The 23,081-nt window shown below is 40.6% G+C and carries 23 protein-coding genes, 2 tRNA genes and 1 pseudogene; 10 read left to right on the top strand and 16 right to left on the bottom strand.

Going from position 1 to position 23,081, the window contains the following annotated elements; all coding sequences use genetic code 11:
- Nucleotides 1–117 precede the first annotated feature (117 nt).
- The 10 genes and pseudogenes from BO219_RS07755 to BO219_RS07720 all read left to right on the top strand — a co-directional run bounded on the left by BO219_RS07755 (nt 118) and on the right by BO219_RS07720 (nt 8,461).
- Nucleotides 118–1,632, top strand: coding sequence for an FAD-dependent oxidoreductase (locus BO219_RS07755; protein ID WP_077429110.1), 1,515 nt, complete (start codon nt 118–120; stop codon nt 1,630–1,632).
- The gene (locus BO219_RS07750) at nt 1,632–2,039 is read left to right on the top strand and encodes a spore germination protein (RefSeq protein WP_230403164.1); all 408 of its coding nucleotides are present in this window, start codon (nt 1,632–1,634) and stop codon (nt 2,037–2,039) included. Before BO219_RS07755 ends, BO219_RS07750 begins: the two co-directional genes overlap by 1 nt.
- Nucleotides 2,009–2,098, top strand: a complete 90-nt coding sequence (locus tag BO219_RS14955; RefSeq protein WP_230403167.1) for a hypothetical protein — start codon at nt 2,009–2,011, stop codon at nt 2,096–2,098. Before BO219_RS07750 ends, BO219_RS14955 begins: the two co-directional genes overlap by 31 nt.
- Nucleotides 2,068–2,217 (top strand): spore germination protein, encoded by a 150-nt coding sequence (locus BO219_RS14800; protein WP_230403163.1) that lies wholly within the window; start codon nt 2,068–2,070, stop codon nt 2,215–2,217. Before BO219_RS14955 ends, BO219_RS14800 begins: the two co-directional genes overlap by 31 nt.
- Before the next feature lie 33 nt (nt 2,218–2,250).
- Nucleotides 2,251–3,018 (top strand): annotated as a pseudogene (locus tag BO219_RS14950) (Ger(x)C family spore germination C-terminal domain-containing protein).
- A 77-nt stretch (nt 3,019–3,095) separates the two neighbouring features.
- Nucleotides 3,096–4,151 carry an ABC transporter ATP-binding protein gene (locus BO219_RS07740; protein WP_077429109.1) on the top strand — a complete coding sequence of 352 codons (1,056 nt, stop codon included), beginning with the start codon at nt 3,096–3,098 and terminating at the stop codon, nt 4,149–4,151.
- Between the two features lies 1 nt (nt 4,152).
- Nucleotides 4,153–4,950: an ABC transporter permease gene (locus BO219_RS07735; RefSeq protein WP_077429108.1), complete on the top strand. Its 798-nt coding sequence runs from the start codon at nt 4,153–4,155 to the stop codon at nt 4,948–4,950.
- Entirely contained in the window at nt 4,947–5,726 is a 780-nt protein-coding gene (locus tag BO219_RS07730) for an ABC transporter permease (protein ID WP_006321096.1), read from the top strand. The genes BO219_RS07735 and BO219_RS07730 overlap by 4 nt, the downstream gene beginning before the upstream one ends.
- Nucleotides 5,723–6,796 carry an ABC transporter substrate-binding protein gene (locus BO219_RS07725; protein ID WP_077429107.1) on the top strand — a complete coding sequence of 358 codons (1,074 nt, stop codon included), beginning with the start codon at nt 5,723–5,725 and terminating at the stop codon, nt 6,794–6,796. Before BO219_RS07730 ends, BO219_RS07725 begins: the two co-directional genes overlap by 4 nt.
- 174 nt (nt 6,797–6,970) lie before the next feature.
- Nucleotides 6,971–8,461 carry a peptide MFS transporter gene (locus tag BO219_RS07720; RefSeq protein ID WP_077429106.1) on the top strand — a complete coding sequence of 497 codons (1,491 nt, stop codon included), beginning with the start codon at nt 6,971–6,973 and terminating at the stop codon, nt 8,459–8,461.
- A gap of 23 nt (nt 8,462–8,484) precedes the next feature.
- Here BO219_RS07720 and rlmH read toward each other — a convergent pair whose 3' ends face one another.
- The 16 genes from rlmH to rpsR all read right to left on the bottom strand — a co-directional run bounded on the left by rlmH (nt 8,485) and on the right by rpsR (nt 23,071).
- Entirely contained in the window at nt 8,485–8,964 is a 480-nt protein-coding gene (gene rlmH, locus BO219_RS07715; RefSeq protein ID WP_171700447.1) for a 23S rRNA (pseudouridine(1915)-N(3))-methyltransferase RlmH, read from the bottom strand.
- Between the two features lie 83 nt (nt 8,965–9,047).
- Nucleotides 9,048–9,203 carry a CxxH/CxxC protein gene (locus tag BO219_RS07710; protein ID WP_077429104.1) on the bottom strand — a complete coding sequence of 52 codons (156 nt, stop codon included), beginning with the start codon at nt 9,201–9,203 and terminating at the stop codon, nt 9,048–9,050.
- Between the two features lie 53 nt (nt 9,204–9,256).
- Nucleotides 9,257–10,465, bottom strand: a complete 1,209-nt coding sequence (locus BO219_RS07705; RefSeq protein ID WP_077429103.1) for a S1C family serine protease — start codon at nt 10,463–10,465, stop codon at nt 9,257–9,259.
- Between the two features lie 117 nt (nt 10,466–10,582).
- The gene (locus BO219_RS07700; protein ID WP_077429102.1) at nt 10,583–11,371 is read right to left on the bottom strand and encodes an MBL fold metallo-hydrolase; all 789 of its coding nucleotides are present in this window, start codon (nt 11,369–11,371) and stop codon (nt 10,583–10,585) included.
- A 5-nt stretch (nt 11,372–11,376) separates the two neighbouring features.
- The gene (locus BO219_RS07695; protein ID WP_077429101.1) at nt 11,377–12,162 is read right to left on the bottom strand and encodes a two-component system regulatory protein YycI; all 786 of its coding nucleotides are present in this window, start codon (nt 12,160–12,162) and stop codon (nt 11,377–11,379) included.
- Complete coding sequence (locus tag BO219_RS07690) at nt 12,149–13,477, bottom strand: YycH family regulatory protein (RefSeq protein ID WP_077429100.1); 1,329 nt, start codon at nt 13,475–13,477, stop codon at nt 12,149–12,151. Before BO219_RS07690 ends, BO219_RS07695 begins: the two co-directional genes overlap by 14 nt.
- Before the next feature lie 5 nt (nt 13,478–13,482).
- On the bottom strand, nt 13,483–15,297 hold the full coding sequence (gene walK / locus BO219_RS07685; protein ID WP_077429099.1) for a cell wall metabolism sensor histidine kinase WalK: 1,815 nt from the start codon (nt 15,295–15,297) through the stop codon (nt 13,483–13,485).
- Between the two features lie 4 nt (nt 15,298–15,301).
- Nucleotides 15,302–16,006, bottom strand: coding sequence for a response regulator YycF (gene yycF, locus BO219_RS07680; RefSeq protein ID WP_077429098.1), 705 nt, complete (start codon nt 16,004–16,006; stop codon nt 15,302–15,304).
- Nucleotides 16,007–16,105: 99 nt separating this feature from the next.
- Nucleotides 16,106–16,178, bottom strand: a tRNA-Phe gene (locus BO219_RS07675).
- 205 nt (nt 16,179–16,383) lie between these two features.
- A tRNA-Asp gene (locus BO219_RS07670) sits at nt 16,384–16,459 on the bottom strand.
- Between the two features lie 97 nt (nt 16,460–16,556).
- Entirely contained in the window at nt 16,557–17,843 is a 1,287-nt protein-coding gene (locus BO219_RS07665) for an adenylosuccinate synthase (protein WP_041639210.1), read from the bottom strand.
- 115 nt (nt 17,844–17,958) lie between these two features.
- The gene (gene dnaB / locus BO219_RS07660; protein ID WP_006321119.1) at nt 17,959–19,323 is read right to left on the bottom strand and encodes a replicative DNA helicase; all 1,365 of its coding nucleotides are present in this window, start codon (nt 19,321–19,323) and stop codon (nt 17,959–17,961) included.
- Between the two features lie 76 nt (nt 19,324–19,399).
- Nucleotides 19,400–19,849 carry a 50S ribosomal protein L9 gene (gene rplI, locus BO219_RS07655; protein WP_006321121.1) on the bottom strand — a complete coding sequence of 150 codons (450 nt, stop codon included), beginning with the start codon at nt 19,847–19,849 and terminating at the stop codon, nt 19,400–19,402.
- Nucleotides 19,846–21,819 carry a DHH family phosphoesterase gene (locus BO219_RS07650; RefSeq protein WP_077429097.1) on the bottom strand — a complete coding sequence of 658 codons (1,974 nt, stop codon included), beginning with the start codon at nt 21,817–21,819 and terminating at the stop codon, nt 19,846–19,848. The genes rplI and BO219_RS07650 overlap by 4 nt, the downstream gene beginning before the upstream one ends.
- 21 nt (nt 21,820–21,840) lie before the next feature.
- Nucleotides 21,841–22,773 (bottom strand): YybS family protein, encoded by a 933-nt coding sequence (locus tag BO219_RS07645; protein ID WP_077429096.1) that lies wholly within the window; start codon nt 22,771–22,773, stop codon nt 21,841–21,843.
- 61 nt (nt 22,774–22,834) lie between these two features.
- Nucleotides 22,835–23,071 carry a 30S ribosomal protein S18 gene (gene rpsR / locus BO219_RS07640; RefSeq protein ID WP_077429095.1) on the bottom strand — a complete coding sequence of 79 codons (237 nt, stop codon included), beginning with the start codon at nt 23,069–23,071 and terminating at the stop codon, nt 22,835–22,837.
- Nucleotides 23,072–23,081 lie beyond the last annotated feature (10 nt).

Here is a 23,081-nt window from a genome sequence, read left to right as displayed (position 1 = left end):
GTTATTAAAACGTTTCGATACTCGTCTATTTCCATTTTATCATCTTTGCAAATGTTCATCATAAACTTTTCGATTTGGGGAAAATTAAGAAAAACATGGGTATGGAGGAACAAAAACATGTCTTTACCAAAGTTATCTCAATCGTATTGGCTACAAACAACAACGCTTCCGTCTTTTCCATCTTTGACGCAACCGATTGAAACGGATGTAGCGATTATTGGTGGAGGAATAACAGGTATTACAACCGCTTATTTGCTCGCTAAACAAGGCGTGCGTGTCGCCGTCATCGAAGCAAATCGGCTATGTCACGGCACAACAGGGCATACGACGGCAAAAATAACTGCCCAGCATGATCTCATTTATCATGAGCTGATTGCTCACTTCGGTGAGGATAGCGCTCGTCAATATTACGAAGCAAATAGCGAGGCAATACAGTTTATTTTGCAAACAATAAAAGAAAACGATATGCATTGCGACGTATCGCTAGAAGATGCATACATATATACGACTGAAGAAACGCAATTATATAAGCTCGAGGCGGAATGGAAAGCATATGAAACGATCGGCATTGACGGAGCATATGTCGATCAACTGTCGCTTCCTTTTTCCGTTCAAGGTGCAATCATGATGCGCAACCAAGCGCAATTCCATCCGCTCCATTATTTAAAAACATTAGTGGAACTCGCTGTCAAACATGGGGCATCTTTTTATGAACAAACCGTTGCACAACATATTGAGACATCGACAAGACCGGTTGTACAAACGAAAAATGGAGCAACGATCACTTGTGACACCGTTGTCATTTGTACTCATTTTCCGTTTTTCGATCCTGCTTTTTACTTCGCACGACTGCATGCAGAACGATCATACGTCATTGCAGTCGAGTCGCATGAACGATTGCAAGGCATGTATTTAAGCGCAAATGAGCCAAAGCGATCGTTGCGATATACGATGATAGACGGAAAACCTCTTCTTTTCGTTGGTGGCGAGTCACATAAAGTCGGACAAGGAACCAACATGATTCGTCACTATGAAGCGTTACAATCATTTTCAAAACATATATTCGGATTGTCGGACGTGCAATATCGCTGGTCGGCGCAAGATCTTGTCACACTAGACAATCTCCCATACATCGGTCCGATTCGCACAAGCCTTCCACACATACTTGTCGCGACAGGATATCGTAAATGGGGCATGACGACAAGTACAGTTGCTGCTCATCTGTTAGCCGATTTAGCGTTACAAAAAGAAAATCGTTACGCTCAACTGTTTGCCCCGTCACGCTTTGTCGCTGATCCATCACTCAATCACTTACTGACGGAAGGAATCGATGTCGCGAAACACTTCTTAATCGGAAAGCTTGAATACGCCCTTCGTACCCCTCGCGACATATCGCCAGGAGAAGGAGCTGTAGTCAATGTAGACGGAAAACGGGCAGGTGCATACCGCGACGAACAAGGAAGGCTATATGTCGTCGATACGACATGTACACATATGGGATGTGAACTCGAATGGAATAATAGCGAACGGTCATGGGACTGTCCTTGTCACGGTTCACGCTTCTCTTTCAGCGGAAAAGTACTAGAAGGGCCAGCAACTGAACCACTTCGACAGCTTGAAGGGGATGAATGATGAACAGCATACAACAAACGCTTACGCATTCGCTTGATATGAATGAACAAACGTTGCGTGACTATTTCACAAAAACTCCCGACCTCATTTATTGTCATATATGGATTGGCGAGCCGAAGAAAAGAGCATTGCTCGTATACCTCAACACGCTCGTTGATAAAAATTCGATTAACAATAACATTATTGATCCGCTTTTATTTGAAACGAAACAAATTGAAGAGACGACGGACATTCAATTGCCGATCGGGTCGAAATCATATACGACAAAATGGGAACACGTCATTCAACATGTGTTTCAAGGAGAAACCGCGCTATTGCTCGATGGCGATAACCGCGTATTGCTGTTTTGGATACACAAGGATGGCCGCAACGAGCGATCACTGAACCGCAAATTGAATCATCGCTGAAAGGATCGCACCAAAGGTTTATTGAAACGTGCGAAATGACTATAGTACACGTTGGATGATCGCTTCGTTTTTACGCTTACTGCGCCTGCTTGCCTTTTTCATGGCGATTTTTTACCGTCAGCTTACATTGCGGCTCTTTCGTCCCATTACGGGATTATTCCGCTCAATTTATTGTTAACGGTCGGCGAATCGCGCGAACGCGTTCCACGACGTGTTATATCGTGATCCGAAAAACTCAACTACTGCGAACTTTATCGTTTTTGACGGCCCGTTAAAAAATTTAATGTACATTCGGCCTGATGATAAGCCTCGTCTATCTGTCGCCATTCGAGACGTATTGCTGACAGCTGATAAAGGGAAGCAAACGACAAAAATCAATCTTCTTCAATTTCGTCGTTTATCGATTGATCGCGCTCAAACGCCTTTTGCGCCGATGATGAAAGTATATAAAGGGGATCTCGTCGCAGGCGGGATCGCTTTATTTAATGAGAAACGAAAATATGTCGGCTCGTTATTACAAAAAGAAAGCCCATATTTTGCGATATTGCAAAAGCGTGTCAAACCGACAACCTCACTTACGTCACCAATTAAAACATTAACAAAACGAACGGAATACGTAAGCATCTCTATTGAATATGGCGATGTTTCATATAAACCGTCGTTTCAACACGGAACATTTCGTTTTGATGTGCGTATGAAATTAAGCGCCGTCTTAACGGAATCTACAACGTACCTAAATATGAAAAAAGATTAAGGAGAAAGTTGAAAAATTGCTCGCCAAAGAAATACAAAAACAGCTTGAGTCAATTGTAAAAAAATGCAAACATATGAAGTCGATCCGATCGGATTCGGCTTATACGCTCGCGCTTATGAGTACGAAGCATTTAAAAAACAAAAAAGCTGGGCAAAAGCATTTGCGAAGGCGGACGTCAACATTCGTCCGACCGTTGAAATCGTTAATTATGGCGTTCTCCAATAGCGAAAAAAAGTTGCTCAATATAGGCCGATCATTCATAATAAACTTAAACATGCGAAAAATGAGGTGAGATAAAAAAGATGGATGATCGTGTCATCATTCGCTTTGAACATGTCACAAAACGATACGATGATGATGCTCCTGTGCTCGATGATGTGAGCTTTGAAATGGAGCGCGGGAAGTTTTATACGCTTCTTGGTCCGTCCGGCTGCGGAAAAACGACCATTCTCCGGTTAATTGCTGGGTTTATCGAGCCGACAAAAGGCGATATTTATTTTCATGGCCAACGGATAAACCACGTGCCTTCAAACAAACGACGAGTGAATACGGTGTTTCAAGATTACGCACTTTTTCCTCACTTAAACGTATTTGAAAACGTCGCTTTTGGCTTACGTATTAAAAAAATACCGGAGGCAGACATTGAACGAAAAGTGAAAGAGGCGCTCCGTTTCGTCAACTTGGAAGGCTATGAACAGCGCGCGATTCATGAAATGTCAGGTGGACAACGACAACGTGTCGCCATCGCCCGCGCGATCGTCAACGAACCGGACGTACTGTTGCTAGATGAACCGCTTTCTGCGCTCGATTTAAAGCTTCGAACAGAAATGCAATATGAGTTGCGTGAATTACAACGAAGACTTGGCATTACGTTTATTTTCGTTACTCACGATCAAGAAGAAGCGCTTGCGATGTCGGATGAAATTTTCGTATTAAATAAAGGGAAGATTGAACAACGTGGCACACCAAAAGACATTTATGATGAACCTGTCAACCGTTTCGTTGCTGATTTTATTGGGGAATCAAATATTATTACTGGGGTGATGATGGACGATTTTGTTGTGGAATTTGCTAATCAACAATTTACATGCGTTGATCGCGGTTTTGCGAAAAACGAACGCGTCGACATTGTTATTCGTCCTGAAGATTTAGAGTTAACAACTGTTGAGCGTGGCAAATTGCGTGTGCGCGTCGATTCTGTTTTATTCCGTGGTGTGCATTATGAGCTTTGTTGTTATGATGCGTATGGGAACGAGTGGCTCGTTCACTCGACAAAAAAAGCAGAAATTGGGGAAGAAATCGGCCTTCATTTTGAACCAGAAGCGATTCATGTCATGAAGCGGAGTGGAGGTGAATAATATGCGCCGCTACGCTTATGCTGTTCCGTATTGGTTATGGATCGCATTGTTTGTTATTGCACCGATCATTCTTATCGTTTATTATTCGTTTTTCGATATTGAAGGGAATTTCTCGTTCGTTAACTATGAAACTTTTTTCACACCTGTTTACTTACGAATGACGCTAAACTCGTTTTGGTATGCTTTTGTCATTACAGCAATCTCGCTTGTTATTGCTTATCCAACCGCATATTTGTTGACAAAAACGAAGCATAAGCAGTTATGGTTGTTGCTTATTATTTTGCCGACATGGGTCAATTTGTTGTTAAAAGCATACGCTTTCCTCGGACTGTTCGGCACGTACGGAGCTGTCAATGCACTGCTTGAAACGATTGGAATTGGAACGAAACAACTATTGTTTACGGACTTTAGTTTTGTTTTTGTATCTGTTTATATTTTTATCCCGTTTATGATTTTGCCGATTTTTAATGCGCTTGAAAAATTAAACCCTTCTTTGATCGATGCAGCGCGCGACTTAGGAGCAAGCGGATGGACGACATTTCGTCGCGTCATTTTTCCGCTTACGCTTGATGGCGTGAAAGCAGGCTGTCAAGCAGTGTTCATTCCGTCGCTCTCGCTCTTTATGTTGACGAGACTGATCGCTGGAAACCGCGTCATTACGCTCGGCACCGCGGTTGAGCAACATTTTCTCGTGACGCAAAACTGGGGAATGGGTGCGACAATCGCTGTCTTTTTAATGATCGCTATGGCTAGCATTATGGCGATCACAGGAAATAAAAAATGGGGGGTGAGACAATGAAAATTTCTCGCCTCTATTTAGCATTTGTCTTTTTTATATTATACATGCCTATTTTTTATTTAATTTACTATTCGTTTAATAGCGGCGGGACGATGCACCATTTCGAATCGTTTACACTTGATTGGTATAAAGAAGTGTTTGACGACACACGCCTGCTCATTATTGTATTGCATACGATTATTATCGCCTTATTGTCATCATCGCTTGCGACAATCATTGGCGTATTTGGCGCCATCGCCATTTATTATGCGAAGCATCGTTGGAAACAAACGTTGCTTACGTTAAATAACATCTTAATTGTCAGCCCTGACGTTATTATTGGGGCATCGTTTCTAATCTTGTTTACGATTGCTGGCATTCAACTCGGATTTACGTCCGTTCTTTTGTCGCACATTGCTTTCAGCATCCCGATTGTCGTGTTAATGGTATTACCGAAGCTACAAGAAATGAGCCCAACATTAATTGACGCAGCACGCGACTTAGGGGCAAACGAATGGAACGTATTGACGAGAGTCGTTCTCCCGTACGTGACACCGGGCATTTTTGCTGGTTTTTTCATGGCGCTCACATATTCACTCGATGATTTTGCGGTTACGTTTTTCGTAACAGGAAATGGTTTCTCAACATTATCTGTCGAAATTTATTCACGTGCACGCCAAGGGATTTCTTTATCCGTTAACGCTTTATCTACCCTTCTTTTCTTATTTACGCTTTTCCTCGTCGTTGTGTATTACATAATGACACAACGTGCTAGCGTAAAGGGGGGAAAAAAATGAAAAAAGTACTGTCGCTTTTTTTGCTTGTTTGGCTCATTACTTTTAGTTTGCTTTATGTGACAAAAACGATCGAATCATCCGAAGGGTATGGAGGAAACAACACGTTAACGATTTATAACTGGGGCGATTATATTGATCCTGCGCTTATTAAAAAATTTGAAAAAGAAACAGGTCTCAAAGTCATTTATCAAACGTTTGATTCAAATGAAGCGATGATGACGAAAATTTCCCAAGGCGGCGCGACATTCGATGTCGCTGTTCCTTCAGAATATGCCATCAGTAAAATGAAAGAAGAAGGATTGTTGCTCCCGATCGATCATGCAAAAATCCCAAATTTACGCTATATTGATGAGCGTTTTCTTAACTTATCGTTTGATCCAGGGAATCAATATTCCATTCCTTACTTTTGGGGAACGGTCGGCATCATCTATAACCGTGCCCTACTTGGTGGAAAGGAAATAACGAGTTGGAACGATTTATGGGATCCGGCGTTTAAAAATGAAATTTTGCTTGTTGACGGCGCACGTGAAATTATCGGCATGGCGTTAAATAGTTTGCATTATTCCTTAAATGATACGAACAAAACTCATTTACAACAAGCAAAACAAAAACTAGATGCCCTCACGCCAAACGTAAAAGCGATTGTCGGAGACGAAATTAAAATGCTACTTGCGAACGAAGAAGCAGCGATCGGTATCGTTTGGTCAGGGGATGCGGCAGAAATCATGTGGGAAAACGAGCGACTCGATTATGTCATCCCAAAAGAAGGAACAAACTTATGGTTTGATAATATGGTTATTCCAAAGACGGCAAAAAACATTGAAGGAGCCCATCAATTCATTAATTTTATGCTTGATCCGAAAAATGCAGCCCAAAATGCCGAATACGTTGGCTACTCGACACCAAATAAAAAAGCGCTCGAATATTTGCCGAAAGAAGTCGTTGAAGACGAACGTTTTTATCCGAGCGAACAACTAGCTAATAAACTGGAAGTGTATGAAAACCTCGGAAAAAGCATGCTTGCCTATTACAATGAATTATTTTTACAGTTTAAAATGCATCGCAAATAAGAGGATGGCGAAAAGCTATCCTCTTATATTATTTTAGAATTTTTTTTATTTACTTAATCTGTATATTGTTTTAAAATCATTATTTGTGAAGCCTTTTTATTACTAAGGATTGGCTTCATATAGAAAATACAGAAAATAAAAATTATTATTTTCAAAAATGGAAGGGGTTTCGTTATGTCACAAAGCAGACAACGAATGATCGAGAGCGTTCCCCAACGCGGCTTTTTCGGCCACCCAAAAGGACTTTTTACATTATTTTTTACGGAGTTTTGGGAGCGCTTCTCCTACTATGGCATGCGCGCCATTCTCGTGTTTTACATGTACTATGAAGTATCAAAGGGCGGTTTAGGGCTGGATCAAACGACTGCTCTAGCAATTATGTCGATTTACGGTTCTCTCGTTTATATGTCAGGAATCATTGGCGGATGGGTTGCTGACCGATTGTTTGGAACGGCAAAAGCTGTGTTTTACGGGGGCATTTTAATTATGCTCGGTCACATTGCTCTAGCTGTTCCGGGAAGTGTGACAATGTTTTTTGTTTCGATGGTGTTAATCGTTCTTGGGACAGGATTGCTTAAACCAAACGTTTCAAGCGTCGTTGGAGATTTATATGCTGAAGGGGACCACCGTCGCGATGCGGGGTTTAGCATTTTCTACATGGGGATTAACCTCGGTGCCTTTTTAGCTCCGCTCGTTGTCGGAACGGTTGGCATGAAATATAATTTCCATCTCGGTTTTGGGATTGCCGCGATCGGAATGTTTTTCGGACTTCTCGTATTTGTCGCAACGAAAAAGAAAAATCTCGGTCTTGCGGGAACGCATGTACCAAACCCATTATCTGCAGATGAAAAGAAAAAAGTGTTCACATGGGGAGCAATTGGCGCAGCGATCATCGCTTTACTCGTTTTCATCGGCTCATCAATGAATGTATTAACGATCGATTTGTTCGTCTCACTCGTTGGCATTTTCGGTATCGTCATTCCAACGATTTATTTCGTCGTGATGTATCGTAGTCCGAAAACGACAGATGTGGAACGTTCACGCATTATTGCTTATATCCCGTTATTCATCGCATCAGCGATGTTTTGGTCGATTCAAGAACAAGGTTCCACTATTTTAGCAACGTATGCAGATAAACGAACGCAGTTACATTTTGCTGGTATCGATCTTTCACCAGCTTGGTTCCAATCGTTGAATCCGTTGTTTGTTATTACGTTTGCGCCGATTTTCGCTTGGCTATGGGTGAAGCTAGGAGATAAACAACCATCCATTCCAAAGAAATTTTCTTTAGCTTTATTGTTTGCTGGGTTATCGTTTGTCGTCATTTTATTGCCGGCTTATCTCGGTGGAAACGACTCATTAGTGAGCCCTCTTTGGCTCGTGCTAAGCTACTTAATCGTTGTGTTTGGTGAGCTATGTTTATCACCGGTCGGCTTATCGGCAACGACAAAGCTCGCTCCAGCGGCATTTTCAGCTCAAACGATGAGCTTATGGTTTTTATCAAGCGCAGCCGCTCAAGCGATTAACGCGCAAATCGTAAAGTTTTATACACCAGAAACAGAAATGGCTTATTTCGGAACGATCGGTGGAATCGCCATCGCCTTTAGCGTCATTCTTTTCATCATCTCACCAAAAATTGAAAGCTTTATGAAAGGGGTAAAATAAGCGGCTGGATTCGGCCGCTTATTTTACTTATGATACGGTTCTCCACGATTAATCCGAAAAGCGCGGTAAATTTGCTCGGTTAAAATGAGGCGCATGAGTTGATGAGGAAATGTCATTTTTGAAAACGAGAGCGATTCGTTTGCTCGTTTCATGACGTCGTCGCTTAAGCCTAGTGACCCACCGATAATAAAAGCAATCTTGCTTTTTCCGTATGTCGCTAACCGATCAAGCGTTTGAGCAAACTGTTCAGATGACATCATTTTTCCATCAATCGCTAAAGCAATCACGTGCATATCATCTGTCACTTTTGCTAAAATACGCTCACCTTCTTTCTTCTTGACGAGCTCCATTTGTTGTTCACTTAACTGCTCTGGCGCTTTTTCATCTGCTACTTCAATGATGTCGACTTTCGCATAGGCTGATAATCGTTTCGTATATTCTTCAATCCCTTGTTTTAAATATTTTTCTTTCAGTTTACCCACAGCAATAATGTATATATTCACAAGTGATCCCCACTTTACAAACATGATATCCACAAGATTTATCCACATATCCACAACACAAATCCACATATTGTGTAGAAACATTAGTTCCCTACTATATATGTAGCTCGTTGTTTACAAAAATCGCATAATTCTTCTTTTTTATCCACAGGTGTTGTTGATATTTCTGGTGCTTGTTGTTTTTCATCCACATACATATCAATTGCCAGTTCAACATGTTGTTCACAACATTTCCACACGTCCCATCACCCCTTGTTCATGAATGAAACGACAGGTCTCCCCTGTCGTTTCGTTACAACGATTGTTTCGCTAATTTTAATGTCACCGTTTGTTTTTTACCATCGCGATAAAATGTCACTTTCATCGTATCACCAATTTGTTTGCGATTATATAAATGCTTTCTTAATTCAACCACATCGGCGATTTTTTCATCATCTAACGCAACGATGACATCAAATTCACGCAATCCAGCTTGCGCAGCAGGTGATCCCGGTACGACTTGTAAGATCGCTACTCCTTCTTTGACGCTTGCTGGCAAATGAAGTGTCTGTTGCCAATGGTATGCCGGGATGTCACTTAATGAGCGAAGTTCCACTCCCATGTACGGACGACGAACTTGTCCGAATTTTTCTAAGTCAGCGATAACTGGCTTAGCGTAATTGATTGGAATCGATAATCCGATTCCTTCCACAGCTTCTTGCGCAATTTTCATCGAGTTGATTCCAATGACTTGACCTTCGATATTTACGAGTGCGCCCCCGCTGTTTCCTGGGTTAATGGCAGCGTCTGTTTGTAGTACTTCGGCATGCCAATCTGGAATACCGTCGCGATCAATGTCGATCGGAATCGTACGATTTACTCCAGAAATAATTCCTTGCGTCACAGAACCTGCAAATTGCAAGCCAAGTGGGTTTCCGACCGCAATGACCGGTTCTCCTACTTTTATGACGTCGGAGTTGCCAAATTCAGCTACTTTTGTGACATGTTTCGCATCGATTTCTAATACAGCTAAATCCGTCCACACATCGCTCCCAAGCAATCGCGCTGGCACCTTTGTTCCGTCGCTTAAGCTCACTTCCACACGACTTGCTCCTTCAACGACGTGATGGTTGGTAACAATATATGCTTTGTTTCCTTCTTTTTTATAAATGACTCCCGAACCAGTTCCCGCTTCTCCACCTTCCGACCAAAAGCTCGCCTCTTGAATATTGACAATGCCAACAACAGCATCCGATACTTTATTCACCGCTTTTGTTACTTGAGTCACAACATCGACAGCTACACTTTTATCTACTTTTGGTTGCTCCGTCACCGTTGTCTGTTTTTCTTCCGTTTGTTCAACATGATAAGGAAGCACGTCCCATTTCACTAAAGAAGGAACGGCAACGATAACAAGCATTCCACCTAATACAGCTCCAACAAAACCTGCTAAGAACGTTCCTCCACGATTGCCTTTTTGTTTTTGACGAATATGTTCATAATGATCATCATAATAACCCATCTTTCACCCGTCCTTTCTTTATAACATGTTGCTCCCTTTTTCATTATAATACTCTTTTTTCCTAACTATCTAATCTAATGATATACATACAATATATTGGTGAAAAAACGATGAAATTTATACAGAAATAAGCTCCGTTGGACGAGCCGGATCTGTATCGTACAGTTGAAAAGATTCCCCTACAATGATCCCTTTTCTTTCAAGCGTCTGAGCGACCGTCATGCGTGCTAATTCTTTCATATTGTTATCTTGGCTTAAATGCGCTAAATAAATGCGCTTTGTTTTGTCACCAATGACATCTGCTAGAGCGAGACCTGCGTCTTCATTCGATACATGTCCAACATCGCTTAAAATACGCCGTTTAATGTTCCAAGGATATTTTCCCATACGTAACATTTCTACATCATGGTTACTTTCAAATACAAATACATCGGCATGGCGAATGACACCTTTCATGCGTTCACTCACATATCCTGTATCTGTAATGAGAGCTAACTTTTTTCCTTCATAATGAAACACATAAAACATCGGCTCTGCAGCATCGTGAGACACACCGAACGATTCCACATCCAAATCTCCGAACGTACGAACAGAACCTGTCGGAAAAATAAATTTTTGTTCAGATGGGATATCACCAATAAGACCTTCCATCGCTCTCCACGTTTTTTCATTCGCATAAATCGGAAGGCAATACTTACGGGCGATCACACCTAGTCCTTTAATATGGTCGCTATGTTCATGCGTTACTAAAACACCGGTTATATCTTCAATATGACGATCAATGTCGGCAAATAGTTTTTCTAATTGTTTCCCGCTTAATCCAGCATCAACAAGCAATCGTTCTTGTTTCGTTTCTACGTAAAAAGCATTGCCTGTGCTACCGCTTGCTAAAACACTAAACTTCATCTAATTCACTCCAACACTTTATTTTCATCGCTAATGACTTGTCCTTCAAAGGCGTTGACATAATAATCTGTTTTTCCGTTCACAACAACGTGCCATGTTGGCGTTAACACCTGGGAAGCTGTAAACTGAACGAGCGCATAATAGCCGAGATCAATTTTCGTTACGCGATCACCCGGCTTTAAGTAATTTCGTTTATACAACGTTTCTAACGCTTTAATCGCTGGTAAAATTTCTTGCTTTTTTTCGTTTTTTTCTAAATCAACGAGCAACGTTTGTTCATAGCCGACCATCTCATTTTGATCGTTCACATAAATAAGTAACATACTGCTCACATTTTTATAAATTGTTTTTCCGTCATATTGCTGAAAATAAATGAGCGCTTGTAAATGCTCATCATATTTCCAAAACGTATATTGATCACCTGCAATGATATTTTGTTTTAAAAACTCTGTTAAGCGATAACCATCCTTTGGATCTTGTAGCGGAACAGGCTGAATAAAGTGGGCTTGTAACACCGTTTCATTTGCAGCTTCGACTTGTTGGTTCGTTAATTTTTTCACTTCATCTTCTGTGAATGTTTTACTTTTCCCACTCACATATGTCGATTTTGTGATCTCTTTTGGTAAATCGACATATGTAATGCCATCCGCTTCGAGCTGTTCCTCGATTGTCGCTTCTAAAATGACATCAAGCTGGCTACTATTTTTTTTCTGGATAAATTGATAACCTAAAAATATATCAAGAATGAGGAATGTAATAATAAAAATGGTTTTCGTTTTACTCCAATCCAATGATATCCCCTCTTCGTTCATCTGTCGTCATCACAATTTTCCGCCACGTTCCGTTATACAAACAATACCAAGATGGTTCTAAAATGACGATATTTTCTCGCTCTGAATCGCGAACAAGTTCGTAGCCAATTGAAATGTCGTCAATAAATTCATGTTGAATATTTTTTTGTTTTTTCAACTGATCGATGACTTCATATCCAGACGAAAGTGTAATTGGCAAACTCACGCGGTCGGGAATCGCTAATGTGAATAACGGACGTTGGTAATTTATAATCTCGTTTTCCCCCCATATTTGCACAATTTCCGCCATTCCGTAACGATTAAATACAGGGTAGCCATTGGCGAACAAACGAAAAGTTACTTTTCTCCCGTTTTCGTCTAAGCGATCAAAATAATACGTGTCTGTCCAACCGCCATGATCGTTCACAAAATCAATACTTTTTTGCAAAATAGTTGGGTCAAACGTTTGTGTTTCACCACGAGCTGCTGGATTGACGTACAACAGTAATTTTTTAGATAAATCAACGTCCATTAAGCGTGATCCATCTGTGTATTCCTCGCCAAAATTGAGTACATCTTTTTTCACAAAACTTGGGTCTGTAAATAATGCATCTTTAAAACGATCTGTACTTAACTCATCCATATAATATTGCAATCGGTTTAATACGAGCGGACGCGCTGGTAAAAACAACGATTTTGTTTCGCTAATGTCATAAGATAAAAACGGGGTATAACGTTCTGCCCGCGCATAATATGTTTGTTTCAAATTTTCGATTGCTGCATCTTGAACAACCGCTTTATATATACGCTTTTCATTGACAGATACGAAATAGACAGTCACCTCTCCTTCGTTTTCATTCATCGGAATGATGATGCGATCGAACTGAACTTTTTCGACATCTTGATCTTCAAACTGAAACATCGTTCGATACATTTCAATCGGTATGTCATCGGGATAAATAATTTCAATTTTTCCTTTTCCACGGATAAAGGAAAGAAATTGTTCTTTCTTTATCGTGCTTGATATGTTTTCGAAATGATCGAATGTCCAATTTTTCATCTCTTTCATAAATTTATAAATGTCCGAATGATGTGTTATCCCATAATGTTGTTCATTTTTATGAATGAAAATATAACGAGGCTGAATGACTGTGCCATAATCAACGGCGACATTACTGACAGGAACATTTTGAATGTATTTTGCGTTTTCGATGAAATCATATTTCGGTTGATACGTCCATAAACTCCACGTTAAAAAAACGCTCGTACATACAAGAATCGTCAATACAATTGACTTGATCGTTTCGTATCTCATCGTTTTCATCCTTTTTTCTGTTGTTCAATCGGCAAAGTAAAGTAAATGGTTGTCCCTTTTCTTTCTTGACTTTCTGCCCAAATACGCCCACCATGTGCAACAACAACCTCTTTTGCAATCGCAAGACCTAATCCTGTTCCACCTAGTTTACGCGAACGTGCCTTGTCGACACGATAAAAACGCTCAAAAATTTTCGATAAATCGGATTTCGGAATACCGACACCTTCATCTTTTACACTCACTTCAATATATTCGCCTTTTTTCTTCACCCGAAACGTAATTGTTCCTCCTTGTGGAGAATACTTCAACGCGTTAGAGATAATATTGTCGAGCACTTGGGTAATTTTATCTTCATCCATATACACAATCATTTTCTCATTTGGAAAATCTCGAACAAACGAAACGTTTTCTTTTTTTGTTAATTCAAATCGATCGATCACTTTATGAAAATATGGAATAAAATGAACGCGCGTCTTTTTCAATTTATAGTCTTTACTGTCGAGCTTAGAAAGCTGTAACAAATCGTTAACGAGACGAATCATTCGTTCTGTTTCGTTTTGTGTCACTTCAATAAATCTCGGAGCAATTTCTTCATCTCGCCACGCTCCGTCCGCCAGTGCCTCTAAATAACTGCGCATCGTTGTTAACGGCGTTCGCAATTCATGGGACACATTGGCTACAAACTCGCGACGATCACGGTCAATTTTTTCATGCTCTGTAATGTCATGCAGTACGACAATTAAGCCATTCACAAGCCCTTTTTCTTTTTGAATGACAGATAAAGAAGCGCGCAAAATATACATTTCGTCGTCCGTACTAAAGTCTAAAATTAACGTTTCACGTTCTTCAATTAACGTTTCGAACGTATATTGTTCATCTAATCCTAATACCGTCACAATCGGTGCTGAAAGCACTGTTTCACGTGAAACATTTAAAATGTTGAGGGCGGCATCGTTAATTAAAATGATTCGTCCTTTTCGGTCTGTTGCAATAACCCCATCTGTCATATGCGTTAATACCGATTCTAATTTACGTCGCTCTCCTTCTGTCGTTGCTTGCGCTTCTTGCAATTTTTTCGTTAAGTTGTTAAAACTGAGCGCGAGTTGTCCAATTTCATCGTATCCATACACTTTTACTTTTCGAGAAAAATTACCTTTTGCCATTGCCAATGCTTGTTTACGCATATCTGAAATTGGTCGTGTAATCGTCTGTGCTAATAAAATGCCTAATAACGCCGTAATGACTAAAGCAATGCCCGTTCCAGTCGCTAAAATGTTATTAATTTGCCTCATTTGCGCAAAAACGTTCTCCATCGAGGCGATGACATAAATCGCCCCTTTAATTTCATTTTTCACTTTAATAGGCGTAGAAGAAATGTACATGCGATGACCTGTTTTCGGGTCAACGAGCATTTTTTCTGTCATTTCACCGGCCACTAACGTTCGTTTAATTAATAAGTCTGTCGTGCGCTTTCCGACAATATTTTGATTATATGGGTTCGATGTCCCTAACACTTTACTTTTATGATCAATGACGCGCACTTCGGAAATATCTTGCGAAACGAAGTCTTGTAAAATAGAACGAATTTCTTCCTCGATCGTCGGACTCTTTTTATCGCGTTCTTTGTTCATTTCTTGTTCAATGTTATAAGCAAGTAAAATAACGCGCTCGTTTAATGAATTTTTAAAGTTTTCAACAAGCTGCGCTTCCAACTGACGTACAAAATAAGCCCCAATAATTTGCATCGCAATTAAAATAAGTAAAATGTAAATCAAGGCAAATTTCACATGAATCGATTGAAATATGCTCACTTTTCTCATGCGGTTACTCCTGTTCCGGATTTCGTAAGTAATACCCGACCCCTCGTCTTGTTACAATCCATGTCGGGTGCGAAGGGTTATCTTCGATTTTTTCACGCAAACGTCGAACGGTGACATCCACGGTACGCACATCGCCAAAATAGTCATATCCCCATACCGTTTGCAGTAAATGTTCGCGCGTCATCACTTGTCCGATATGCTTTGCTAAATAGTGAAGTAGTTCAAATTCTCGATGGGTTAACTCAATTTGTTCTCCTCGTTTCGATACCGTGTAAGCATCTGGGTGAATCGTGAGCGGACCAATTTTTATTTCGCTCATTTCTTTTACATCTTGTTCTTGTCTTTGTTGGTGGCGACGTAAATTCGCTTTGACGCGCGCTAACAGCTCGCGTGTGCTAAATGGTTTCGTCACGTAATCGTCTGCGCCAAGTTCTAGCCCAAGCACTTTATCTATTTCAGAGTCCTTTGCTGTTAGCATAATAATAGGCATATCGTATTTTTTACGAATTTCACGACATACTTCCATGCCATCTTTTTGAGGTAGCATAATATCTAATAAAATTAAATCTGGTTGAATGTCTTCTACTTTTTGCAGCGCTTCTACACCGTCATATGCACAATGTACGTCGTACCCTTCTTTTCTTAAATTAAATTGCAAAATATCAGCAATTGGCTTTTCATCGTCGACAACTAAAATTTTTTTTTCCATGTACGTTCACTCCCCCAAAGGCATATTTACATATAGTGTACCATGTCACCATTATAAAACAAAAAAGCATAGACACATATACGTATCTATGCTTGCAAGTGGCTCGGGACGGAATCGAACCGCCGACACAAGGATTTTCAGTCCTTTGCTCTACCGACTGAGCTACCGAGCCATATAAACAATTTTCTCCACCATACTATTCCACTTGAAACAACGTCCTTCGTCCCGCTCTCCGTTTGCTTACTCAAGATACAGTTCGAGCGGTACGCTGAGGCCTTGGCACAGAAGCCAATTCGAACGTGCTCTACCGACTGAGCTACCGAGCCATATGTATAACTGACTTCCCAATTTTTATCGCATTGCTATTTCAATAAAAATGGCGGTTCCGACGGGATTCGAACCCGCGATCTCCTGCGTGACAGGCAGGCATGTTAACCCCTACACCACGGAACCGTATTTCAACAGACATCTATTATTCTATTATATAATTAGTAATAAGACAATAGTTTTTTTAAAAAAACGCCGACGAACGAGTCATCGACGTTTTTTCTTATGCATATACGTTGCGGACAACATTCGTTTGAGAGCGGTCTGGTCCGACCGAGAAAATCGAAAGCGGAATACCCGTTAATTGCGAAATGCGCTCAACATAACGACGTGCATTAGCTGGAAGCTCGTCTAAACTTTTTACACCCGTAATATCTTCCGTCCATCCCGGCAATTCTTCATATACCGGCTCACATTCCGCTAATACTTTCAAACTCGCCGGAAACTCCTCTATGATTTGTCCTTTGTAACGATAAGCAACACAAATTTTCAACGTTTCAATACCTGTTAACACGTCGATCGAGTTTAATGATAAGTCTGTAATTCCACTAACACGACGCGCATGACGAACAACGACGCTATCAAACCAACCGACACGGCGTGGACGCCCGGTTGTCGTTCCGTATTCACGACCTACTTCACGAATACGATCACCAATTTCGTTGTTTAACTCTGTTGGAAACGGACCGTCACCAACACGTGTTGTATATGCTTTCGCTACCCCCACAACATGTTTAATTTTTGTCGGGCCAACACCAGCCCCAATGGTAACCCCACCAGCAACAGGATTTGACGACGTAACAAATGGGTACGTACCTTGGTCGATATCTAACATAACGCCTTGAGCACCTTCAAATAAAACACGGCGTCCTTCATCAAGTGCATCGTTTAATACGACAGATGTGTCACAAACATATTTGGCAATTTGCTGTCCGTATTCGTAATATTCATCAAGAATGTGTTCTAACTGAAACCCTTCTACACCGTACACTTTTTCAAAAAGCACATTTTTCTCAGCTAAGTTACGAGCTAACTTTTCTTCAAACACTTCGCGATCAAGCAAATCTGCAATGCGAATGCCGACACGCGCGGCTTTGTCCATATAAGCAGGGCCAATGCCTTTTTTCGTCGTCCCAATTTTATTAGCCCCTTTTCTCTCTTCTTCTACTTCATCTAGCTTTAAGTGATAAGGCAAAATGACATGCGCACGGTTGCTAATGCGTAAATTGTCTGTGCTTACACCACGCTCATGCAAATACGCTAATTCTTGCACGAGCGCTTTCGGATCAACAACCATTCCATTTCCAATCACACAAATTTTATCTTTATAAAAAATACCAGAAGGGATTAAATGTAATTTATACTTTTCGCCGTTAAATACAATCGTATGTCCGGCGTTATTTCCACCTTGATATCGCGCAATCACTTCTGCATGCTGTGATAAAAAGTCTGTAATCTTTCCTTTTCCCTCATCGCCCCATTGTGTTCCAACAACAACAACTGAAGACATAGCGAGCACCTCCGCTTCATCAATTCCAAACATAGTAAGTGTACCAAATCAACTATGAAAAATCAACAAAAAACCGAACATTTATATAGTTATATGTTATTTTTATTCGTATACATTACGCTCCCGGTGGAACGTTCGTATCATCGAAGCGGCGCTCTAAGTTGACAAACTTGTTGTACTCTTTTACAAAAGCAAGTTGTACAGTACCAACAGGACCGTTCCGTTGTTTCGCAATAATAATTTCGATAATGTTTTTGTTTTCTGATTCTTTGTCGTAATAATCATCACGATATAAAAAAGCAACAATATCCGCGTCTTGTTCAATACTTCCCGATTCGCGCAAGTCAGACATCATTGGTCGCTTATCTTGACGTTGCTCCACGCTACGCGAAAGCTGAGATAAAGCGATAACAGGAACATCTAATTCACGAGCTAGCGCTTTTAGCGAGCGGGAAATTTCCGATACTTCTTGTTGACGATTTTCACGATTGCGTCCACTTCCTTGAATGAGCTGCAAGTAGTCGATCAATATCATACCAAGTCCTTGTTCTTGTTTTAAGCGACGGCATTTGGCACGAATTTCACTAACACGAATGTTCGGCGTATCGTCAATAAAAATACCAGCATTTGATAGACTACCCATCGCCATCGTTAACTTTCCCCAATCTTCTGGCGTTAGTTTGCCGGTTCGTAAGTTTTGGGCGTTAATGTTTCCTTCTGCGCAAAGCATACGCATGACGAGTTGCTGTGCCCCCATCTCTAAGCTAAAAATTGCCACGTTCTCACCTGTACGTGTCGCCACATTTTGGGCAATATTTAATGCAAACGCTGTTTTCCCGACAGACGGACGAGCAGCAACAATAATAAAATCGCTTCGTTGAAATCCTGCTGTCATTCGATCAAGTTCAATAAAACCTGTTGGAATTCCCGTGATCTCACCTTTTCGGTTATGAAGCATTTCGATGTTGTCATACGCTTGAACAAGCACATCTTTTATATTTTGAAATCCCGTCGTATTTTTTCGTTGCGATACTTCTAAAATTTTTCGCTCCGCTTCATTTAACACATCGTCTACTTCATCTTCGCGCGTATAACCGTCTTGAGCAATCGATGTAGCCGTGCGAATTAAACGGCGCAAAATAGATTTTTCCTCTACAATTTTCGCATAATAGTGCACATTCGCCGCTGTTGGAACGGCATTGGCAAGTTCTGTTAAATATGACACGCCTCCTACTTCTTCAAGCGCATTTGCATCTGCTAGTTCCGATGTAACCGTCACTAAATCAACGGGCTCGCCACGATCAGATAGTTGTAACATCGTTCGGAAAATTTTTTGATGTGCCGCTCGATAAAAATCTTCGGGAATTAATATTTCTGAAGCGGTTGTGAGCGCGGATGGCTCTAGTAAAATCGCTCCGAGCACAGCTTGTTCAGCTTCGATATTTTGTGGGGGGAGTCGATCAGCAAATATGTCTGTCATGTACGCTCACCGTCCTTTCTCATAAGAAAAATGTGATTATATGCACGGAAAAAATCCGGCATAAAATCACATTTCATTACTTTTGCTCTTGTACATGTACTTTTAATGTAGCAGTTACTTCTGGATGAAGTTTAATTGGTACATTTGTATAGCCAAGCGCTCGAATGGCGTCATCTAATTCAATTTTTCGTTTATCAATTTTAATATCATGTTGTTGCTGAAGCGCCTCCGCAATTTGCTTGCTCGTAATTGAACCGAATAGACGACCACCTTCACCAGCTTTCGCAAATAATTCAACAGTTAACGTATCAATTTTTTCTTTCAATTTTTTTGCGCGAGCTAATTCTTCTTCCGCTTCTTTCTTCTGTTTATTTTTTTGGGCTTCTAATGCTTTTAAATTGGCTGGGGTTGCCTCGATCGCTAACCCTTGTTTAAATAAAAAGTTTTGCGCATAACCATCAGCAACGTTTTTTACTTCCCCTTTTTTTCCTTTTCCTTTCACATCTTTTAAAAAGATCACTTTCATGTGTCCTTACCTCCTGCAATATATTCTCGAATGGCTTCCTTCAATCGCTTTTCTGCTTCATCGATTGTAATATTGGCAAGCTGAGTGGCCGCATTCGTGAGATGACCACCACCATCAAGTTTTTCCATAATTAACTGCACATTCACATCTCCTAACGAACGGGCACTAATCCCGATCATTTGATCGTTTCGCTTCGAAATAACAAACGAAGCGACAACACCATTTAGAGATAATAGCGTATCCGCTGCTTGAGCAATTAAAACCGGATCATATGTTTCATTGGCGCTTCCCTTTGCAATCGCAAACCCGTGCTCATCAATGATAGCGTTCTCAATTATTTTAGCACGCTTAATGTAATGCTCAATATTTTCTTTTAACAGTTTTTGGACAAGTGTCGTGTCCGCTCCTTGGGCGCGTAAATATGAAGCTGCATCAAACGTTCTTGATCCTGTGCGTAATGTGAAACTTTTCGTATCGACAACGATGCCTGCTAGCAAAGCTGTTGCCTCGAGCATAGATAATTTTGAACGCTTTGGTTGATATTGTAACAATTCTGTTACGAGCTCTGATGTAGACGAAGCATATGGCTCCATATATACGAGAATCGGATCTTCAATGAACTCTTCGCCACGACGATGATGGTCAATCACAACAACCCGATCTAATCGTAACAACAACCGTTCTTCTATAACGAGCGAAGGTTTATGCGTATCTACGACAACAAGTAACGTATCTTCCGTCGCCAACTCTAATGCTTGCTCGGGAGAAATAAAACGCGACCAGAGTTCTGTCTGCTTTTTCACTTCTTCTAGCAAACGTTGGACCCCAGAGTCAATACGGCTTGTATCAATCACAATGAACGCTTCCTTTTGATTCATTTGAGCCACTTTTAAAATACCGATCGCCGAACCGATCGCATCCATATCAGGATATTTATGCCCCATAATAAACACTTGCTCACTTTCTAAAATGAGCTCCTTCAATGCATGTGATATAACGCGAGCTCTAACCCTTGTCCGTTTCTCCATCGGATTCGTTTTGCCACCATAAAATTTTACTTTTCCATTCGGTTGTTTAATCGCGACTTGATCACCGCCGCGTCCAAGCGCTAAATCTAAACTAGACTGTGCTAACGTACCGAGTTCTGGCAAATACGGGGAATTTGTTCCTATTCCGATACTTAGTGTTAACGGCACATGATTTTTCGCTGTCTGCTCACGCACTTCATCTAAAATAGAAAATTTATTTTTTTCGAGTTGCTGTAAAATATGTTCGTTTAACACAGCAACAAATCGATCCGACGACGTCCGTTTCAAAAATAGACCATATTCGCTCGCCCATCTATTTAAGATAGATGTCACTTGACTATTGAGTTGGCTTTTCGTTTGATCATCCATTCCTTGCGTCACATCGTCGTAATTATCAAGAAAAATGACACCTAATACAATTTTTTCTTGTTCGTATTTTTTCTCCAATTGTGCTTGCTCGGTAATATCAAAAAAGTAAAGCAATCGCTCTTCTCGGCGAATGATTGCTTTAAACGTTCGATCGTGAAATGTAACGACTTCTTCTGTTGCCTCTGTTTTTATAAGCGGAACAAGTTGTTCAGCAACATCATATAATGATTGCCCAACGAGCGTATCCACTCCGAAACAAGAAGATAAAAAAGAGTTCGTCCATTCAATTTCTAACTCATCGTTAATGAGCATAATACCAATTGGCATCCCCATTAACGCTTCTTCCCCAACTTTTTTTATCCGGTAAGAGAGAGTAGAAATGTAATCTTCAATTTCCTCTTGAGCAACTTTATACGATCGAAATACGTGAAATAACGTAGGGCCAAGGAGCACAGCAGCGACTATCCCAATCATCCATTCAAAATACGTAACAATGATAAGCAGTACAAACGTAATACCGATTAAAACATACAAGGGATAGCGATGCCTCTGCTTTTCATATAAACTCGACATGAACGTCAGCTCCTTGCGTCATTAATCTTTCAGCTTCTTTCGTAAATCAAATCCTAAATCAATTATACCCAATATTCGCACGAGGTGAAGTAAAAAAGGGAAAAATAGCGATAGAACAACAATCGCAATAGCTCCTTTACGCCCAATATTTTTTTGATGCATCCAATAAAAAATGAACGAGAATCCTTGAATGGTCATAAGTAGCTGTAAAATTTGAAACAAATTAAGCAACGCAATATAAAGAAATGAACCATGCTCGATTGGGAAAAATAACAAAAGCATAACCGCTAAATAGTACCATAACAAACTTTTCGGTAAAACGAGCTCGCGAAACGGCTGCCAGTTACCAATCGGCATATTTAATCGTTTTAAAATGGGCAAGGCAGCTTGTTGAGTAATCCAAGCAAAACATGCAGCCGCGAAAACGAACGCAGTCGGCAATAAGTCAATAACAATGTCCATCGTTTGTCTCATTGTTTTTTCGAATTGCTCATTTGCTGGTTGTCCGATTCTTTCTAACACTATTTGTGCACTTTGAAATGATTGTTGCATTATTTCTTCAATTTGTTTGCCAATGTGAATATCGAAAAACAAAACAGAACTTGCATAAATGATGATCATGCTCACTAAAAAAGAAAGCGTCCCAACGAGCAAAACGACATATTTTCCACCTTTTCTTTGCCACACATGTCCCATCGCAACTCCGCTACTTGCAAACATAAATGTCATCGGAACAGAGAAAAGTGAACCAAACCAAATAGATGGAATAAATGATGCAGCAAGTAAAAACAAGCCGTTTTTATATGTATGGCGCATCGTAAATAAAAGAAATGGAATTGCCAAAAAAAATGTTGTAACCATTCCAAACACCGGCATGTATAAACTGAGCAAGAGGAGAACCGTAAAAATAGCGAGTTGCACAGCTCCTTCCGTCAATACACGAGCGTTTTTCACCTTTTTCCCTCCTTGAAAGCAAAAAGCAGTAAGGCTCCGTCCCCCTTACTGCTTTCTCTTTTTATTCGCCCGCAACGTATGGTAATAAAGCCATTTGACGAGCACGTTTGATCGCAACTGTTAATTTGCGTTGATATTTCGCGCTCGTACCCGTTACGCGACGAGGTAAAATTTTACCGCGCTCAGAAATGAATTTCTTTAATGTGTCCACATCTTTGTAGTCGATGTGCGTAATTCCGTTTGCTGTAAAGTAGCAAACTTTACGACGTTTTGTGCGTCCACCTTTACGTCCTGCCATCGTATATCCT

This window comes from Anoxybacillus kestanbolensis, assembly GCF_001996285.1.
Lineage (GTDB): Bacteria > Bacillota > Bacilli > Bacillales > Anoxybacillaceae > Anoxybacillus > Anoxybacillus kestanbolensis_A.
This window is presented reverse-complemented; position numbering and strand designations above follow the sequence as displayed.

Bases quoted from the DNA above. Each gene is read 5' to 3' on its own strand.
- BO219_RS07755 (WP_077429110.1), top strand. From the start codon at position 118: ATGTCTTTACCAAAGTTATCTCAATCGTATTGGCTACAAACAACAACG.
- BO219_RS07750 (WP_230403164.1), top strand. From the start codon at position 1,632: ATGAACAGCATACAACAAACGCTTACGCATTCGCTTGATATGAATGAA.
- BO219_RS07740 (WP_077429109.1), top strand. From the start codon at position 3,096: ATGGATGATCGTGTCATCATTCGCTTTGAACATGTCACAAAACGATAC.
- BO219_RS07735 (WP_077429108.1), top strand. From the start codon at position 4,153: ATGCGCCGCTACGCTTATGCTGTTCCGTATTGGTTATGGATCGCATTG.
- BO219_RS07730 (WP_006321096.1), top strand. From the start codon at position 4,947: ATGAAAATTTCTCGCCTCTATTTAGCATTTGTCTTTTTTATATTATAC.
- BO219_RS07725 (WP_077429107.1), top strand. From the start codon at position 5,723: ATGAAAAAAGTACTGTCGCTTTTTTTGCTTGTTTGGCTCATTACTTTT.
- BO219_RS07720 (WP_077429106.1), top strand. From the start codon at position 6,971: ATGTCACAAAGCAGACAACGAATGATCGAGAGCGTTCCCCAACGCGGC.
- BO219_RS07705 (WP_077429103.1), bottom strand. From the start codon at position 10,465: ATGGGTTATTATGATGATCATTATGAACATATTCGTCAAAAACAAAAA.
- BO219_RS07700 (WP_077429102.1), bottom strand. From the start codon at position 11,371: ATGAAGTTTAGTGTTTTAGCAAGCGGTAGCACAGGCAATGCTTTTTAC.
- BO219_RS07690 (WP_077429100.1), bottom strand. From the start codon at position 13,477: ATGAGATACGAAACGATCAAGTCAATTGTATTGACGATTCTTGTATGT.
- walK (WP_077429099.1), bottom strand. From the start codon at position 15,297: ATGAGAAAAGTGAGCATATTTCAATCGATTCATGTGAAATTTGCCTTG.
- yycF (WP_077429098.1), bottom strand. From the start codon at position 16,006: ATGGAAAAAAAAATTTTAGTTGTCGACGATGAAAAGCCAATTGCTGAT.
- BO219_RS07665 (WP_041639210.1), bottom strand. From the start codon at position 17,843: ATGTCTTCAGTTGTTGTTGTTGGAACACAATGGGGCGATGAGGGAAAA.
- dnaB (WP_006321119.1), bottom strand. From the start codon at position 19,323: ATGACAGACATATTTGCTGATCGACTCCCCCCACAAAATATCGAAGCT.
- rplI (WP_006321121.1), bottom strand. From the start codon at position 19,849: ATGAAAGTGATCTTTTTAAAAGATGTGAAAGGAAAAGGAAAAAAAGGG.
- BO219_RS07650 (WP_077429097.1), bottom strand. From the start codon at position 21,819: ATGTCGAGTTTATATGAAAAGCAGAGGCATCGCTATCCCTTGTATGTT.
- rpsR (WP_077429095.1), bottom strand. From the start codon at position 23,071: ATGGCAGGACGTAAAGGTGGACGCACAAAACGTCGTAAAGTTTGCTAC.